The sequence below is a fragment of the Streptomyces sp. Ag82_O1-12 genome, from assembly GCF_900182715.1.
Taxonomy (GTDB): domain Bacteria; phylum Actinomycetota; class Actinomycetes; order Streptomycetales; family Streptomycetaceae; genus Streptomyces; species Streptomyces massasporeus.
The window spans coordinates 3,409,805-3,426,090 of record NZ_FXUW01000001.1; the positions used below are offsets into that span (position 1 = coordinate 3,409,805).

Consider the following 16,286-nt stretch of genomic DNA (forward strand, 5'->3'; position numbering starts at 1 on the left):
TTCGAGGTGCGGGCGCTTGGGGTCGTGCCTGGTCAGGTTACCGCCGGTGGCGGCGGGGCCTCAGCCCCTGATGATCCCCAGCACCTCATCGCGCACCCGGGCCATCGTCTCGGCGTCGCGCGCCTCCGCGTTCAGGCGGAGCAGCGGCTCCGTGTTGGACGGGCGGACGTTGAACCACCAGTCGGCGGAGGAGACCGTGAGGCCGTCGAGCTCGTCGAGGGTGATGCCCTCGCGGGCCCCGTACACGGCGCGGATCGCGGCGAGGCTGGCCTGCTGGTCGGCGACCGTGGAGTTGATCTCCCCGGAGCCGGCGTAGCGGTCGTACTGGGCGACGAGGGAGGAGAGGGGGCCGTCCTGGCCGCCGAGGGCCGCGAGGACGTGGAGGGCGGCCAGCATGCCCGTGTCGGCGTTCCAGAAGTCGCGGAAGTAGTAGTGCGCGGAGTGCTCGCCGCCGAAGATCGCGCCGGTGCGGGCCATCTCGGCCTTGATGAAGGAGTGGCCCACGCGGGTGCGGACCGGGCTGCCGCCGTTCTCCTCGACCACCTCGGGGACCGACCAGGAGGTGATCAGGTTGTGGATGATCGTGCCCTTGCCGCCGTGCCGGGCCAGTTCGCGGGAGGCGACCAGGGCGGTGATCGCCGACGGGGAGACCGGCTCGCCGCGCTCGTCGACGACGAAGCAGCGGTCGGCGTCGCCGTCGAAGGCGAGGCCCAGGTCGGCGCCCTCCTCGCGGACCCGCTTCTGCAGGTCGACGAGGTTGGCGGGGTCGAGGGGGTTGGCCTCGTGGTTGGGGAAGGTGCCGTCGAGCTCGAAGTACATCGGCACCAGGGTCAGGGGCAGGCCGGCGAAGACCTCGGGGACGGTGTGCCCGCCCATGCCGTTGCCGGCGTCGACGACGACCTTCAGGGGGCGGATGACGGTCAGGTCGACCAGGGAGCGCAGGTGGGCCGCGTAGTCCGACAACGTGTCGCGGCCGGTGATGGTGCCCGCCTTCGCGGCCGGCTCCGGTGCGCCCGACTCGCTCCAGCCCTCCACCAGTTCCCGGATCTCCGCCAGGCCGGTGTCCTGGCCGACCGGGGCGGCGCCCGAGCGGCACATCTTGATGCCGTTGTACTGCGCCGGGTTGTGGGAGGCGGTGAACATGGCGCCCGGGAGGTCCAGCGCGCCCGAGGCGTAGTACAGCTGGTCCGTCGAGCAGAGGCCGATCTCCGTCACGTCGGCGCCCAGGGCGGCCGCCCCGCGCGCGAAGGCACGCGACAGGCCCGGCGAGGAGGGCCGCATGTCGTGCCCCGTCGTGATGGCGCTCGCGCCGGTGACCCGCACGAAGGCGGCCCCGAAGAGCTCGGCCAGGGACTCGTCCCACTGGTCGGGGACGACCCCGCGTACGTCGTACGCCTTCACGACCTGCGACAGATCAGCAGCCACGGCCAACCTTCCTGAAAAAGTACTGTCGGTCCGCCCAAACTACCCTCGCCCACCGACAACGCGCCGGGCGGACGCCCGGAAGACCCCCAGCCGTAACCTCAGGTCAGGGCAGCATCCAGCCCAGGACCGGGGTGCTCTGGCCGACCACGATCAGGCACATCACCAGCAGCAGACCCAGGCTCCACGGCAGCACCTTGCGCAGCAAGTCGCCCTCGCGGCCCGCGAGTCCCACGGCGGCGCAGGCGATCGTGAGGTTCTGCGGGGAGATCATCTTGCCGAGGACGCCGCCGGAGCTGTTGGCGGCGGCCAGCAGCTCCGGCGAAAGTCCGGACTCTCGGGCGGCAGTCACCTGGAGGGCGCCGAAGAGGGCGTTGGCGGAGGTGTCCGAGCCGGACACGGCGACGCCGAACCAGCCGAGGACGGGCGACAGGAACGCGAGCCCGGCTCCGGCCGCCGCCACGAAGTGGCCGATGGTCGCCGCCTGCCCGGAGAGATTCATGACGTAGGCGAGGGCCAGGACGGACGTCACGGTGAGGATCGCGAAGCGCAGGTCGTGGACGGTCGCGAGCCACTCTCTGACCGCCACGCGCGCGTGGACCCCGATGACGGCGGCCGTGAGGATCCCGGCGAGCAGGACGAGGGTGCCGCCGGTCGACACGACGGGCCAGCTGAAGACGTTGCCGCCGACCGGTTCGCCGTCGGGGCCGGCGACGTCCAGGAAGGGCCAGTCGAAGGTCTGGGTGGTCCGGGCCAGCCAGTCCTTGACGGGCGGGATCTGCGCGACGGAGAAGATCACGACGATCAGCGCGTAGGGGGCGTGGGCGCGCAGGACCTCGCGGTGCGGGTCCTTCTCGTCGAGTTCCTCGCTGCGGGCGCCGGTCAGCACGGAGGCGCGCACGGACTCGGCGGCGGGCACACGCGCGCGTGGTACGGCGACCAGGGCGCCCGCACCGGCCAGGGCGGCACCGATGTCGGCGAGTTGGGCGGAGACGTAGTTGGACGCGGCGAACTGGGCGACGGCGAAGGCGACTCCGCATGCCAGGGCGGGTACCCAGGTCTCGCGCAGGCCGCGCCGGCCGTCCACGAGCCAGACCAGCACCAGGGGCACGACGAGTGCCAGCAGCGGTGTCTGACGGCCCACCACGGACGCCACGGAGTCCAGGGGCAGTCCGGTCACCTGGGCGAGCGTGACGACCGGCGTGCCCATCGCGCCGAAGGCCACGGGCGCGGTGTTGGCGACCAGGGCTACGACGGCGGCACGCACCGGTTCGAAGCCGAGGGCGACCAGCATCACCGCGCTGATCGCGACGGGCGCCCCGAAGCCGGCGAGCGCCTCCAGCAGCGCCCCGAAGCAGAAGGCGATGACGAGGGCCTGGATGCGCGGGTCGTCGGAGAGCCGCCCGAAGGACCGGCGCAGAATGTCGAAGTGCCGGGTGCGGACGGTCATCCGGTACACCCACAGGGCGTTGACGACGATCCACAGGATGGGGAAAAGACCGAAGACGGCGCCCTGGACGCCGCTGGAGAGGGTCTGGCCGATCGGCATGCCGTAGGCGAGCCGGGCGACGAGGACGGCGGCGAGGAGGCCGGTCAGGCCCGCCAGGTGCGCCTTCATACGGACGCCGCCGAGCAGGACCAGGACGGTCACCAGGGGAAGGCCCGCCACCAGGGCGGACAGGCCGAGTGAGCCAGCGACGGGTTCCAGTTCCTGGACGTACACGGGCCCCTCCCCGGTTTCCGTCATGCGAAAGCGATTTCTCGCAGCCTCACAACGGAATGGTCATGTCCGCGCCAAGCTCGCGTCAACGGGTGGGCGCGTGGAGAAACCGAGAGGGGCGGTCAGTTGTCGGGCGAACGCAGGACGCGCAGATGCCCGCGCCGCGCGACTTCCCGCGGGTCGGCCCCACGGCCCCCGCCGCCCGCCTCGGCCGCCCGCTCCTGGGGGCGGGCCGCCTCACGTACGGCGTTCGCAAGCGCTTCCAGGTCGTCCCCGCTGGGGCGGGCCGGGGCCGAGCCGTCGAGGAGCCGGACGACCTCCCAGCCGCGCGGGGCGGTGAGGCGCTCGGAGTGCTCGGCGCACAGGTCGTAGCAGTGGGGTTCGGCGTAGGTGGCGAGCGGGCCGAGGACCGCGGTCGAGTCGGCGTAGACGTACGTCAGCGTCGCGACGGCGGGACGGCCGCAAGCGGTGCGCGAACAGCGACGTACAGGGCTCACGACGTTGGACGGTACCGCACTCTTGAGCGGGCCGCGACGACCCTCCACCAGGTCACTCCCCCGTGTCGTGCTGTGAAACACCCCACACACCCTTGGGAGCGCACCTTTCTGACCTGGCAGGACATCACCGTCCGAGGTGTCGAAGGGTCCGTCAAGCGATCAACAGTCGTCACAAAACCCTCAATTGCCGTGAGGGTTCCGGTCTCGGCGGGATACGGATTTGAGCCCAACCTTGGCTTGAATGGTCATGTAACGACATGCCGAGTGGCGCGGCCGGAAGCCGTCCGTGCCGCCGTACGGTTCCGGGCACGGGGGCGCCGCGGGGACTACCCTTCACCAGTGATGGACAAGCCCGTAACGCCCCGTGCCGCCGCCCCCGGGCCCCGCCGTCGTGATCGCCACGGACGGGGCATGCGCGGCCCGATCGCACCGCCGCAGGTGCCGCTCGCCGCGAGCCGCGCGGAGGCGTTCGCCGATCTGGTGCAGGACTCCGTGGAGCGCCTGGAGCGGCGGTGGCCGCAACTCGCCGACATCGATTTCCTGGTGCTGGAGGTGCCGCGGCTCGACGGGCCCGGACAGGCGTGGAACGACGAGGCGGTCCCCCTCGGCGGCACGATCAGCGCGTGTGAGGGCCGCCCCGCGCGCGTGGTCGTCTACCGGCGGCCGGTCGAGATCCGCACCAAGGGGCGCGACGAGCGGGCGGCACTGGTGCACGAGGTCGTCGTGGAGCAGGTCGCCGAGCTGCTCGGGCTGACGCCGGAGACGGTGGATCCGCGGTACGGCGAGGACCAGGGCTAGGAGGACCGGGGCCGGACGGACACCGTCCGGCGGACCCGCTCCGGCGGACCCGCTCCGGCCGACGGGCCCTCCGGCCGACGGGCCCTCCGGCCGGCGGCCCTACCGCTGGAGAACCGACAGGTCCTCGTCCGCCTCCGGCACCGCCACGGTGCCCCGGTCGTCCGGCAGTGTCTGCACGGTGAAGGCGGGGACGCCGTCCTCGCTCGCCGTCAGGGTGCGGGCTCCGTAGGCCGGGCCTCCGGACACCGTCTCGACCGTGAGCGCGTAGGTGCCCTTCAGGGCGCCGGGGGCCGGGGGCTCGATGTCCTGGGTCGTGCCGGCCTTGATCGTGTACGTCTTCGAGACCGGAGTGCCGCCCTCGCTGCCGGCCGAGGCCGTGACCTTGACCGTGGCGGCGGCGCCGGGGGCCGTCAGGGACAGGGTGCTGCCCTTGCCGCTGTTGTCGGCGGACGTCGCGCGCGTGCCGACGGGGCGGGTGGCCGGGATGAACGCCGTCTCCTGCTTGTCGCCCTTGCCGCGTACGACCCGCAGGGCCGCCACGACCGGCACGGACCGGTCCGTCGGGGTCAGCACCAGGGAGCCGGCCTCGCCTCGGGTGACGTCGCCCAGGTCGACGGCGGTGGTCATGCCGCCCTTGACGTGCACCGTCTCGTGCCCGGCCGGGGTGATCAGCCCGGAGGGGGAGGCCAGGCGCACCTTCAGGTCCGCGTCGGCGTCGCCGGGGGTGAGGGCGACCAGGCGCACGGAGGTGGCGTCCTTGGGGATGCCGGGCAGGACCAGGCTGCCCGACGGGTCCGTGGACGCGGCCAGCCAGTCGCCGCCGAGCTTGTCGTCCAGGGCCTGCACGGCGGCGCCGACGCGTCCGCTGCGGACGTTGACGTGCACCGTGAGGTTGGTCTGCCGCTCGCCGGTGAGGGTGGACAGCAGCACCGGCTCGCTGGAGTGCGGCGGGACCGTGATGCCCTCCCCCACCGCGGACTTCAGGGCGCCGTCCTTGCCGTAGAGCTCGATGTCGACCACGGCGGCCGAGTCGTCGGGGTTCGTCAGGTGGACGTAGTCGGTGCGGTCGGCGTCCGTGCTGGCGCCGGGGAACCAGAAGTCGGTGTCCGGGGCGGTGCAGTTGACGCCCTGGAGGCCGCGTCCGGTCCCCGCGGCGACCTCGGTCGTCTCCTGGACGGTCCAGCCGGGCGCGAACCTGCCGTCCGCCGTGCCGATCAGGGCGGGTGCGTCGCCGCCGGAGCTGTCGCCGGTGACCGGCTTGCCGGGCTCCTTGGGAGTCAGCACGGGCTTCGCGAGCTTGCCCTCGCCGGACTTCCCGCCGTCCTTGCCCTTGCCGTTGCCCTTGTCCTTGCCGTTGCCCTTGTCCTCGCCGTCGCCGTCGGCCGGGGCGTCGGCCGACTCCTCGTCGGCCTCCCGGAGTTCGGCCTTGCCGCCGCTCCCGGTGCCCTTCGTGACGGGCGTGAAGGAGGTGTAGGACGTCTCGGCGAGATCGGACGTACTGGGCGCCGGGCACAGCAGGCTCGTGCGCTCCACGGGCAGTTGGGCGGCCGCCTTGGCGGCGGTGCCCGTGCCCGGGGCGTCCGGAGCGGACAGCGCGGCGAAGCCGGTGACGGCGGCGAGCGCGGTCGCGCCGGCGATCAGGGACAGGGTGGTGCGGTTCACTGCTGGCTCCCGTCGGGACGCTCACTGCCCGTGCCGTGGGGGTGGTGCTGCTGCGCCGGGTCGTACGGCGTGCCGTAGCCCTGCTGGTAGGTCTGGTCGTAACCCTGCTGGTCGTACTGCGGGTTCTGGCCCTGCCCCCCGTACGCGTACGGGTCGTACTGACCGCCCTGGTAGGGGTCCGCCTGGTACTGCTGCCCGTAGGCGTCCGCCGGGTACTGGGCGTTCTGGTGCTGGTCGCCGTAGCCCGGGTACGCGCCGGCCTGGTAGCCGGCGTTGTCCCACTCCCCGTAGTTCTGCTGCTGGGGCAGCGCCGCCGGCGGCTGCTCCGGGGGCGGGGGCGGGAACTCCTCGGGGCTCGGAGTCTCTTCGGCGTCGGCCTCCGCCTGGGCACGCAGGCGGCGGGCGCGGCGGCCCTCGCCTGCGACGGCCTGGGCCGGGACGGCCGGCTCCTCGGGGAGGTCGTCGTCGATGTCGCGGCGCCGGCCGGGCAGGGCGAGCACGACCAGGACGACGGCGAGGAGGCCCTGGGCCCACAGCCAGGCCGTGTGGCCGATCGGGTCGTCGTAGGTGACGTCCAGCCGGCCGCCGGTGGCGGGGAGTTCGAAGCCCTGGGCCCAGCCGTCGACCGTGGTGCGGGTCAGCGGCTTGCCGTCGAGCGTGGCGGACCAGCCGTCGGAGGCCGCGTCGGCGAGGCGCAGCACGCGTCCGCCCGCGCCGGTCGGGATCGTGGTGTGGATGTCGACGGGTCCGGCGGCGACGGGCTGCGGGGTGCCGGAGGCGGGGACGATCAGGGCGCGTGCGACCTCCCGGTTGACGCGCCACAGCGCGCCGCCCGCCTGCTGGCTGAGCCGGGTCAGACCGGGCGTGGCGTCCAGGACGCGGGTGACCTCGCGGGGCGCGCCCTGGTGGACGAGGACGTAGCGCACGGCGAACCCGCCGAGCTGGTCGGCCTGGTCGGCGCCGGAGCCCGCGACCAGGTTGGCGACGACCTTGTCGAGCCTGCCGTTCTCGCCGTCGGCCGCGGCGATCTCGCCGTCGCCGAGGCGTGCGCCGGAACCGCGGACGAGCATGTAGCCGACGTGGGCGCCGGAGTCGCTGTCGAGGACGAGGGTGCGGGCCTGGTCGCGGGTGCCGCTCTCCTCGGCGACGAACGCGGGGACCTGGATCGGGTCGCGCCGCTCCAGGGGGCCGTCGGCACCGCGGATCATCCAGCCCGCGGCGATGAGCAGCGGACCGGCGGCCGAGGCGAAGGCGATCAGCACGGCGACCGGCTGGCGCCAGCCGAAGCTCTGCTCGGCCACCCGCGCGCGTGCACCGTCGGCGCCCAGCGCGGCGGCCGCCAGGAGGGCGAGGCCGTAGACGAGGGTCGCCGGGCCGGCCCAGGTGGAGTTGTTGGACAGGACCGCGAAGACGAAGCCGATCAGCGCGACCGCCCAGGCCGTCCAGATGCCCGACTGGCGCTCCGAGCGGACCAGGGCGGCGAGGGCGGCGAGCACGATGCCGATGAGCATGAGGCCGCTGACGGTGCCGGGGCCGCCCGGGCTGGCGCCGAGCAGGTCGACGGCGGAGGCCGCCGAGGGGCCGTACGCGAGGCCCGCTTCCTTGAGGAAGCCGAACGGGAGCAGCGTGAGCGACCAGGGTGCGAGGAGAAGCAGGGGGGTGCCGAGCTGGGCGAGGAAGCGCAGCCCGTAGGCCGTGATGTCGCCCCGGCGCAGCACCAGCAGTCCGACGCCGAGGAGCAGCGCGATGGGCCAGACGATCGGTGTGAAGGCCGTGGTGATGGTCAGCAGCAGCGCGTAGGCCCAGGTGGCGCGCCAGCTGCCGCGGGAGCCGGAGGAGTTCGTCAGGCCGCCGGCCGCGATGCCCGCGCGGGCGATGAGCGGCAGCAGCGCGGCCAGGACGGCGGTGCCGATGCGTCCGCCGGCGAGGGCGCCGGTGGCGGCGGGCAGGAAGGCGTAGACGACGGCCGCCCAGGCGCGCAGCAGCCGGGACTCGACGAGCGGGCGGGAGGCGAAGTAGGCGGCGACGCCGGCCAGCGGCACCGAGCAGACGAGCAGGACCGTGACGGCCAGGCCGGTCGAGCCGAACAGCAGAGACGCCAGCATCGCCACGAGCGCGACGTACGGCGGCGCCGATGAGGTGCCGCCGGCGCCGACCGGGTGCCAGGCGTCCAGGTAGCGCGACCACAGCTCGCCGGAGTCGGCGGGGGCGGGCAGCAGGGCGCCGCCCGCGAGCGCGCCGCCGCCGAGGAGCTGGCGGCAGGCGACCAGGGAGACGAGCAGCAGCACCAGGAAGAGGACGGGGCCGGGCTTGCGCGCGATGCGCTTGAGCCGGGCGAACTGCTCGATCTCCAGGAAGTCGGCGTCGTCGCCGCCGGGGCCCGACTCGACGGCGCTGCCGTGCCGTCCGGCGCCGGCCGCGGCCTCCGGGTCGGAGCGGCCGACGAGGCTGCTCGCGACCTGCTCGACGGTGACGCGGACGGTCGCGCCGGGCGGCGGGAACAGCGCCCGCAGCTCGCCCTTGTCGATCCGGGGTGCTCCTCTGCCGCGCCGGCCGGCGAGGATCCGCTCGGGCCGGAGCAGGGTGCCCATCAGGCCGCGGATCTCGTCGACGGCCTGTCCGGGGACCTTGCCGACGAGGTAGGCCACGGTGCGCAGCAGGGTGCCGAGCACGATCCGCAGCATCACCCAGGGGAGGACGGCCGTGCGCGAGTTGACGAGCAGGGTGTAGACGGCGCCGGCCTTGTCGACCTTGTGCGGGGAGGCCGCGGTCCGGCCCATGCAGTCGACCGTGCGGCGCTCGCGGCTGGACGCCTCGGCGTGCCGGACGACCGCTTCGGGGGCGACCAGGACGCGGTAGCCGGCGGCGTGGGCGCGCCAGCACAGGTCGACGTCGTCGCGCATGAGGGGCAGGTGGCGGTCGAATCCGCCGAGCTGCTCGAAGACGTCGCGGCGCACGAGCATGCCGGCGGTGGACACGGACAGCACGGGCCGGACGTGGTCGTGCTGGCCCTGGTCCTGTTCGCGGCGGTCCAGGCCGGTCCAGCGGCGGCCGGAGTTGGCGATGGAGACGCCGACCTCCAGCAGCTGCCGCCGGTCGTACCAGCCGCGGAGCTTGGGGCCCACGACGGCCACGTCCTCGCGGCCCAGCTCGTACTCGTTCTCCACGACCCGCAGCAGCTGGGCCAGGGCGTCCGGGTCCGGGGCGCAGTCGTCGTGCAGCAGCCACAGCCATTGCACCGGCTCGCCGTGCGGCAGCTCGGGCAGGTCGTAGGCGTCGTCGCGCCACGAGCGGGTGACCGGGTCCCAGCCGCTGGGGCGCTTCAGGTACGGCAGCTCGTCCGGGGTGAGGGCCGGGGCGACACGGCCGCACTCCTCGACGGCCTGGCCGAAGCCGGTACGGCGGGCGAGGTGCAGCACGCGGTCGGCCCCGAGGGCGTCGGTGACCAGCTGGGCGGAGGCGTCCGCGCTGCCGGTGTCGGCCCCCATCGCGTACTGGACGGGCCGCTCCTGGCCGAGCAGCCCGGCGAGCGCGTCGGGCAGCCAGCGGGCGCCGTCGTGGGAGACGAGGACCGCGGTCACCACGTGACGCGGGAACTCGGGCGGGCGGGCCGGGTCAAACACGGCTGTGGCAGCGGTGTCGTGATGAGCTGCCGAGTGGCTGTGCACGGACATCGAGGTACGGGCCCCGGTTCGGTGGACTGCGGTGGACGCCTGCGCCCGGTGGGGGCGGCGGGGCGTCTCGGACGAGCGACCACACTATCGGCTGCACGGAAGGCGGCCCGCCGCCTGTGGATTACCCACGGGCGACGGGCCGTTCACGAAGAGGGGTGGGAGGTCAGACGGCGGCCTTCTTCAGCCGGCGGCGCTCCCGCTCGGACAGGCCGCCCCAGATGCCGAATCTCTCGTCGTTGGCGAGGGCGTACTCGAGGCACTCGGAGCGGACCTCGCAGGCGAGGCAGACCTTCTTGGCCTCCCTGGTCGAGCCGCCCTTCTCGGGGAAGAAGGACTCGGGGTCGGTCTGGGCGCACAGCGCGCGCTCCTGCCAGCCGAGTTCCTCGTCCGCGTCGTCGACCAGCAGTTGCTGCACCGTCTCGGTCATGTGCGCCCCTCGTCTGTCTTCGCGTCCCCGTGATCTAGCCGTTACCGATTCCGGCTGAACGACACGAGTGAAATTACAAGTGTGCTGCTCCGGGCGAGTCAAGCCGAGATCTGCTATTGAGCCCCTTATTCACTCTGCGGAACCAAGCCCATGCGGAAAGTGTTCAAATCACCATAAATCCTGACACACAGATGGAGCCCCTGAGGGCTCACACCTTCCGACGGACCCCTTGCAGACCTGTACGGGGAAGGACGCCCAGGAGTTCGATCTCGTTCCGACACGCACGTCGAAGCGAAACGGATCACAGTCGGATCACGAGTACGCAACGGGGTTTGTGCGCCCGGTTGGACGCCATGTGTCCCGGGAGGGCCATGAGCAAACCTTTCATCTGAGCGATCGACCTGATGAGGTGAACCACATCCCACATACCGGGTGTCGAGTTGACAGTGAAGGTGTGAACCGGTGTCCTTGTGGGCATGCTCGCGAACTTGGCGCTCACCTCGACCCGCACCGCCGGGTCCCACGGTGCTGCCCGCGCTCGCTGTAGCTGTTTCTGTTCCAGCTGTTGAGCCACACCTGCTCCAGCTGAAGGCCGAGCCACCCGCATCTCGGCTCCCGTTCCCTCTGACCTTCTTCACTGAGGAACCACGCACCCCATGAACAGCGACAACGACCTCCAGATCGCCGGCGACATCCTCGAAGTCACCCACCTCCTCCAGACCCCGCGCGAGCACCCGGCCACCGTCGCCGAGTTCGTCGGTCTGGCCCGCTCGATCGCCGAGGACCGCTCCCAGTGGGAGCACCTCGTCCGCTACGACGCGGCCAGCCGCTGGTACCACCGGCTGCGCACCGGTCCCGGCTACGAGGTGTGGCTGCTGTCCTGGGTGCCCGGACAGGGCAGCGGGCTGCACGACCACGGCCGCTCCTCCGGGGTGCTGACCGTCCTGGACGGCACGCTGACCGAGCGCACGGAGCGGGGCACGCGCGCGTTGCGGGCGGGCGCGCAGCGCGTGTTCGCGCCGGGGTACGTGCACGAAGTCGTCAACGACGCGCTGGAGCCGGCGGTGAGCCTGCACGTCTACTACCCGGGCCTCACCGACATGCCGATGCACACGGCCCCGCACTGCGAGGCCCGCACGGTGCCGGGTGCGCTGACCGCCTGACCGGTCCGTGGGCGCCGGGCGGTCGCCGGGACCGCCGACTGTTGCCGAAGCCGCCGACGGGTTGTCGAAGGCCGTCGGCCGGTTGCCGTAGGCGCCAGCCGGTTGCCGTAGGCGCCGACCGGTTGCCGTAGGCGCCGACCGGTTGTCGAAGCCGCCGACCGGTTGTCGTAGGCGCCTGCAAGACTGGCTCCCATGCGCATTGTGGTTCTGGCAGGCGGCATCGGCGGTGCCCGGTTCCTGCGTGGTCTGAAGCAGGCCGTCCCGGACGCGGACATCACGGTCATCGGTAACACCGGGGACGACATCCATCTCTTCGGGCTGAAGGTCTGCCCGGACCTCGACACGGTGATGTACACGCTCGGCGGCGGCATCAACGAGGAGCAGGGCTGGGGTCGCGCCGACGAGACCTTCCACCTCAAGGAGGAGCTCGCGGCGTACGGCGTCGGGCCCGAGTGGTTCGGCCTCGGCGACCGGGACTTCGCCACGCACATCGTGCGGACGCAGATGATCGGCGCCGGATACCCGCTGAGCGCGGTGACGGAGGCCCTGTGCGACCGCTGGAAGCCGGGCGTGCGGCTGATCCCCATGTCCGACGACCGCGTCGAGACCCATGTGGCCGTCGAGATGGACGGCGAGACCAAGGCGATCCACTTCCAGGAGTACTGGGTGCGGCTGCGCGCCTCGGTGCCCGCCCGGGCCGTCGTGCCGGTGGGCGCCGACCAGGCGAAGCCCGCGCCGGGCGTCCTGGAGGCCATCGCCGAGGCGGACGTGATCCTCTTCCCGCCGTCCAACCCGGTCGTGTCGATCGGCACGATCCTCGCCGTGCCCGGCATCCGGGAGGCGATCGCCGACGCCGGGGTGCCGGTCGTCGGCCTCTCCCCCATCGTCGGTGACGCGCCCGTGCGGGGCATGGCCGACAAGGTACTCGCCGCCGTGGGCGTCGAGTCGACCGCGACGGCGGTGGCCGAGCACTACGGCTCGGGCCTGCTGGACGGCTGGCTCGTCGACTCGGTGGACGCGGGCGCGGTGGAGCAGGTCGAGGCGGCCGGGATCCGCTGCCGGGCCGTGCCGCTGATGATGAGCGACACGGACGCGACCGCGCGGATGGCCCAGGAGGCGCTGGCGCTGGCCGAGGAGGTGCGGGGGGCGTGAGCGCTGATTCCTCCCCCGACGTGTCTGCCGGGGTCATCGACGAGGAGCGGGGCGCCGGCGGGTACCGGGTGTGGGCCGTGGGCGGCATACCGGAGGTCGCGGCCGGGGACGACCTGGCCAAGCTGATCGCGGCCGCCGAGCCCGGCCTGGCCGACGGGGACGTGCTGCTCGTCACCTCGAAGATCGTGTCCAAGGCGGAGGGCCGGATCGTCCGGGCCGCCGACCGGGAGGCCGCGATCGACGCGGAGACGGTCCGGGTGGTGGCCCGGCGCGGCGCCCTGCGGATCGTCGAGAACCGGCAGGGCCTGATCATGGCCGCGGCCGGGGTGGACGCGTCCAACACCCCTTCCGGCACGGTGCTGTTGCTGCCCGAGGACCCCGACGCCTCCGCCCGCGCCGTCCGGGACGGACTGCGGGACGCCCTCGGGGTGGACGTCGGCGTCGTCGTCACCGACACGTTCGGGCGGCCCTGGCGGGCCGGGCTCACGGACGTGGCGATCGGCGCCGCCGGAGTGCGCGTGCTCGACGATCTGCGCGGCGGCACGGACGCGTACGGCAATCCGCTCAGCGCCACCGTCGTCGCCACGGCCGACGAACTCGCCGCGGCCGGCGACCTGGTCAAGGGCAAGGCCGCGGGACTGCCCGTCGCCGTGGTGCGCGGGCTCCCGCACCTGGTGGCGGAGGGCGACCCCGGCGAGGGCGCCCGGGCCATGGTCCGCGGCGCGCGCGACGACATGTTCCGCCTCGGCACCTCCGAGGCGGTACGACTGGCCGTGACCCAGCGGCGTACGGTCCGGTCCTTCACCGACGAGCCCGTCGACGCGGATGCCGTACGGCGGGCCGTGGCCGCGGCCGTGACGGCACCGGCCCCGCACCACACGACCCCCTGGCGGTTCGTCCTGCTGGAGTCGGAGGAATCGCGGACACGGCTGCTCGACGCCATGAAGGACGCCTGGATCGCCGATCTGCGCCGGGACGGCAAGAGCGAGGAGTCCATCGCCAAGCGGGTCCGGCGCGGGGACGTCCTGCGCAACGCGCCGTATCTCGTCGTCCCCTGCCTGGTCATGGACGGCTCACACACCTACGGCGACCCGCGGCGGGACGGCGCCGAGCGGGAGATGTTCGTGGTCGCCACGGGTGCCGGCGTGCAGAACCTCCTGGTCGCGCTGGCCGGGGAGCGGCTGGGGTCGGCCTGGGTGTCGTCGACGATGTTCTGCCGGGACGTGGTGCGCGAGGTGCTGGAGCTGCCCGCGGACTGGGACCCCATGGGGGCGGTGGCGGTCGGGCATCCGGCGGAGGAACCGCGGCCCCGTCCCGGGCGGGACGCCGAGGCGTTCATCGAGGTGCGGTGACAGGTGCCGGACGGCGCCTACGCTCGTAGGGCTGCTCCTCACGGATCCCAGGGACGTCATTCATGGCAGGACGGTTCGCTCAGCGGCCCACGCGTACGACCCTGCGCGGTGGGCATGTCGGCGTGCCCGCGGGTGTGCCCCGGCAGGCGGCGGGGCCGGGCCGGGTGCGGGAGTGGGTGCCGGACGGGCCGCTGGATCTCGGTCTGGTGCTCGGGCCGTTGCGGCGCGGGCCCGGCGACCCGACCTTCCGGGCGACGCCGGACGGGTCCGTGTGGCGGACCAGCCTCACTCCGGCCGGCCCGGGGACACTCCGGGTGCGCGCGTACGGCGACGGGGTGCGCGGGGAGGCCTGGGGGCCCGGGGCGGAGTGGCTGCTGGAGGGGTTGCCGGAGCTGCTCGGGGCCGCGGACGATCCGTCGGCGTTCGTGCCGCGGCACCGGCTGCTGGCGGCGGCCCGGCATCGGCGGCCGGGGTTGCGGCTGACGCGGAGCGGGCTCGTGCTGGAGTCGCTGATCCCGTCGATCCTGGAGCAGAAGGTCACGACCGACGAGGCGTACCGGGCGTGGCGGCTGCTGGTGCGGAAGTTCGGGGAGCCGGCGCCGGGGCCCGCGCCCGCGCGGATGTATGTGATGCCGGCGCCGCGGACGTGGGCGTTGATTCCGTCGTGGGAGTGGCACCAGGCCGGGGTCGACGACAAGCGGGCGTCGACGATCCTGCGTGCCGTGCGGGTCGCCGCGCGGCTGGAGCAGGCGGTGGGGATGGAGCCCGGGGCGGCTCGGGCGCGGCTGGAGCTTGTGCCGGGCGTCGGGCCGTGGACGTCCGCGGAGACGGTGCAGCGCAGTCATGGGGCGGCGGACGAGGTGACGGTGGGGGATCTGCATCTGCCCGGGATCGTGGGGTGGGCGCTGGCCGGGGACCGGGATGCCGATGACGCGGTGATGCTGGAGCTGCTGGAGCCGTACGCGGGGCAGCGGCATCGGGCGGCTCGGTTGATTCTGCTGAGCGGAAGGGTGCCGGCGCGGCGGACGCCGAAGATGCCTCGGTGGGATATCGGGCGGTTGTGAGCGGGCGGTTGTCGACGAGTGGTCGTGAGCTGTCGGGCTCTGTTCCTGGGCGTTTGTGCTGGGGGCGGGTGGGTCCGCGGCCCGGCGGAGCGGGGTGCCTCCCCCAAGCTCTCGGCTTCGCTCGAGCAGGGGGGACCCCCACGCCCACCCGTGCCGCCCTTAGCGGCACGCATGCCCGCAGCGGGGCGGCACGTATGCCGCCCGCCGCGGGGGCGGCACGCATGGCCGCGGCGGCGGCCCCGTCCCTGCCTACTGGTCCGATGAGAAGCGGACCGCTCCTGCCGGGATGCGGGCGTCGCACCATATGCGGGCGCCCTCCAGGAGTTCGTTGTCGGGGCCGATCACCGCGCCGTCGCCTATGACCGTGCCCGTGAGGACCGAGCGTTGGCCGACGCGGGCCCGGGTGCCGATCAGGGAGTCGGTGATGACCGCGCCCGGTTCGATGACCGCGCCGGGCAGGATCGTGCTGCCGAAGATCCGCGCGCCCTCCGCGACGAAGGCGCCCTCGCCCACCACCGTGCCGCCCGACAGCTTCGCGTCGGACGCGACCCGCGCCGTGGGCAGGACCAGGCGGTCGCCGCAGCGGCCGGGGACGGCGGGCGACGGGGCCCGGCCGAGGACCAGGTCCGCCGAGCCGCGGACGAAGGCCGCCGGGGTGCCGAGGTCCAGCCAGTACGTCGAGTCGACCATGCCCTGGAGGTGCGCCCCGGCGGAGAGGAGGCCGGGGAAGGTCTCCCGTTCCACCGAGACCGGCCTGCCCAGCGGGATGGAGTCGATGACCGAGCGGCGGAAGACGTACGCTCCCGCGTTGATCTGGTCGGTGACGATCTCCTCGGGGGTCTGCGGCTTCTCCAGGAAGGCCTGGACCCTGCCCGTGTCGTCCGTGGGGACCAGGCCGTAGGCGCGCGGGTCCGTGACCTTGGTGAGGTGCAGGGAGACGTCCGCGCCCGTCGTCTCGTGGGTGTCGACCAGGGCCCGGATGTCCAGGCCCGTCAGGATGTCACCGTTGAAGATCAGGACCGGGTCGTCGGGGCCGGAGTGCAGCCGGGAGGCCACGTTGCGGATGGCGCCGCCCGTGCCGAGCGGCTCCTCCTCCGTGACGTACTCGATGTGCAGTCCGAGCGCGGCGCCGTCACCGAAGTACGGCTCGAAGACCTCGGCCAGGTAGGACGTGGCCAGGACGATGTGCTCGACACCCGCGGCTCTCGCTCTCGCCAGCTGGTGCGTGAGGAAGGGCACGCCGGCCGCCCGGACCATGGGCTTGGGCGTGTGCACCGTGAGCGGGCGCAGCCGGGTGCCCTTGCCGCCGACCAGGAGGATCGCTTCAGTCACGTGTCGTCTCTGCTTCCTGCCGG

Annotated in this window: 12 protein-coding genes; 5 read left to right on the plus strand and 7 right to left on the minus strand. The window is 73.3% G+C overall.

Features of this window, described 5'->3' with window-relative positions:
• Positions 1–60: 60 nt before the first annotated feature.
• From QOL88_RS15520 to QOL88_RS15530, 3 genes are all read right to left on the minus strand, one after another.
• Positions 61–1,425 carry a phosphomannomutase/phosphoglucomutase gene (locus QOL88_RS15520; protein WP_097216995.1) on the minus strand — a complete coding sequence of 455 codons (1,365 nt, stop codon included), beginning with the start codon at positions 1,423–1,425 and terminating at the stop codon, positions 61–63.
• 103 nt (positions 1,426–1,528) lie between these two features.
• Positions 1,529–3,145, minus strand: a complete 1,617-nt coding sequence (locus QOL88_RS15525; protein ID WP_097216996.1) for an L-lactate permease — start codon at positions 3,143–3,145, stop codon at positions 1,529–1,531.
• Between the two features lie 119 nt (positions 3,146–3,264).
• The gene (locus tag QOL88_RS15530; protein WP_097216997.1) at positions 3,265–3,687 is read right to left on the minus strand and encodes a DUF3499 domain-containing protein; all 423 of its coding nucleotides are present in this window, start codon (positions 3,685–3,687) and stop codon (positions 3,265–3,267) included.
• 294 nt (positions 3,688–3,981) lie between these two features.
• Between QOL88_RS15530 and QOL88_RS15535 the strand changes: the two genes are divergently transcribed.
• Positions 3,982–4,437, plus strand: coding sequence for a metallopeptidase family protein (locus tag QOL88_RS15535; protein ID WP_097216998.1), 456 nt, complete (start codon positions 3,982–3,984; stop codon positions 4,435–4,437).
• A 99-nt stretch (positions 4,438–4,536) separates the two neighbouring features.
• On the opposite strand, the gene QOL88_RS15540 is transcribed toward QOL88_RS15535, so the two are convergent.
• The 3 genes from QOL88_RS15540 to QOL88_RS15550 all read right to left on the minus strand — a co-directional run bounded on the left by QOL88_RS15540 (position 4,537) and on the right by QOL88_RS15550 (position 10,200).
• Entirely contained in the window at positions 4,537–6,099 is a 1,563-nt protein-coding gene (locus QOL88_RS15540) for a DUF5719 family protein (RefSeq protein ID WP_097216999.1), read from the minus strand.
• Positions 6,096–9,773 carry a glycosyltransferase family 2 protein gene (locus QOL88_RS15545; protein ID WP_097217000.1) on the minus strand — a complete coding sequence of 1,226 codons (3,678 nt, stop codon included), beginning with the start codon at positions 9,771–9,773 and terminating at the stop codon, positions 6,096–6,098. Before QOL88_RS15545 ends, QOL88_RS15540 begins: the two co-directional genes overlap by 4 nt.
• Before the next feature lie 163 nt (positions 9,774–9,936).
• Positions 9,937–10,200 carry a WhiB family transcriptional regulator gene (locus QOL88_RS15550; protein WP_010034659.1) on the minus strand — a complete coding sequence of 88 codons (264 nt, stop codon included), beginning with the start codon at positions 10,198–10,200 and terminating at the stop codon, positions 9,937–9,939.
• Positions 10,201–10,856: 656 nt separating this feature from the next.
• Between QOL88_RS15550 and QOL88_RS15555 the strand changes: the two genes are divergently transcribed.
• The 4 genes from QOL88_RS15555 (at position 10,857) to QOL88_RS15570 (ending at position 14,931) form a co-directional block, all read left to right on the plus strand.
• Positions 10,857–11,363 (plus strand): cysteine dioxygenase, encoded by a 507-nt coding sequence (locus tag QOL88_RS15555; protein ID WP_097217002.1) that lies wholly within the window; start codon positions 10,857–10,859, stop codon positions 11,361–11,363.
• A 192-nt stretch (positions 11,364–11,555) separates the two neighbouring features.
• Positions 11,556–12,515 (plus strand): 2-phospho-L-lactate transferase, encoded by a 960-nt coding sequence (gene cofD, locus QOL88_RS15560; RefSeq protein ID WP_097217003.1) that lies wholly within the window; start codon positions 11,556–11,558, stop codon positions 12,513–12,515.
• 20 nt (positions 12,516–12,535) lie between these two features.
• Positions 12,536–13,867: a coenzyme F420-0:L-glutamate ligase gene (locus QOL88_RS15565; protein ID WP_097223010.1), complete on the plus strand. Its 1,332-nt coding sequence runs from the start codon at positions 12,536–12,538 to the stop codon at positions 13,865–13,867.
• Between the two features lie 62 nt (positions 13,868–13,929).
• Positions 13,930–14,931, plus strand: a complete 1,002-nt coding sequence (locus QOL88_RS15570; protein WP_097217004.1) for a DNA-3-methyladenine glycosylase family protein — start codon at positions 13,930–13,932, stop codon at positions 14,929–14,931.
• Positions 14,932–15,180: 249 nt separating this feature from the next.
• Here the strand turns inward: QOL88_RS15570 and manB are convergent, their stop codons facing one another.
• On the minus strand, positions 15,181–16,263 hold the full coding sequence (manB, locus tag QOL88_RS15575; RefSeq protein ID WP_097217005.1) for a mannose-1-phosphate guanylyltransferase: 1,083 nt from the start codon (positions 16,261–16,263) through the stop codon (positions 15,181–15,183).
• Between the last annotated feature and the right edge of the window lie 23 nt (positions 16,264–16,286).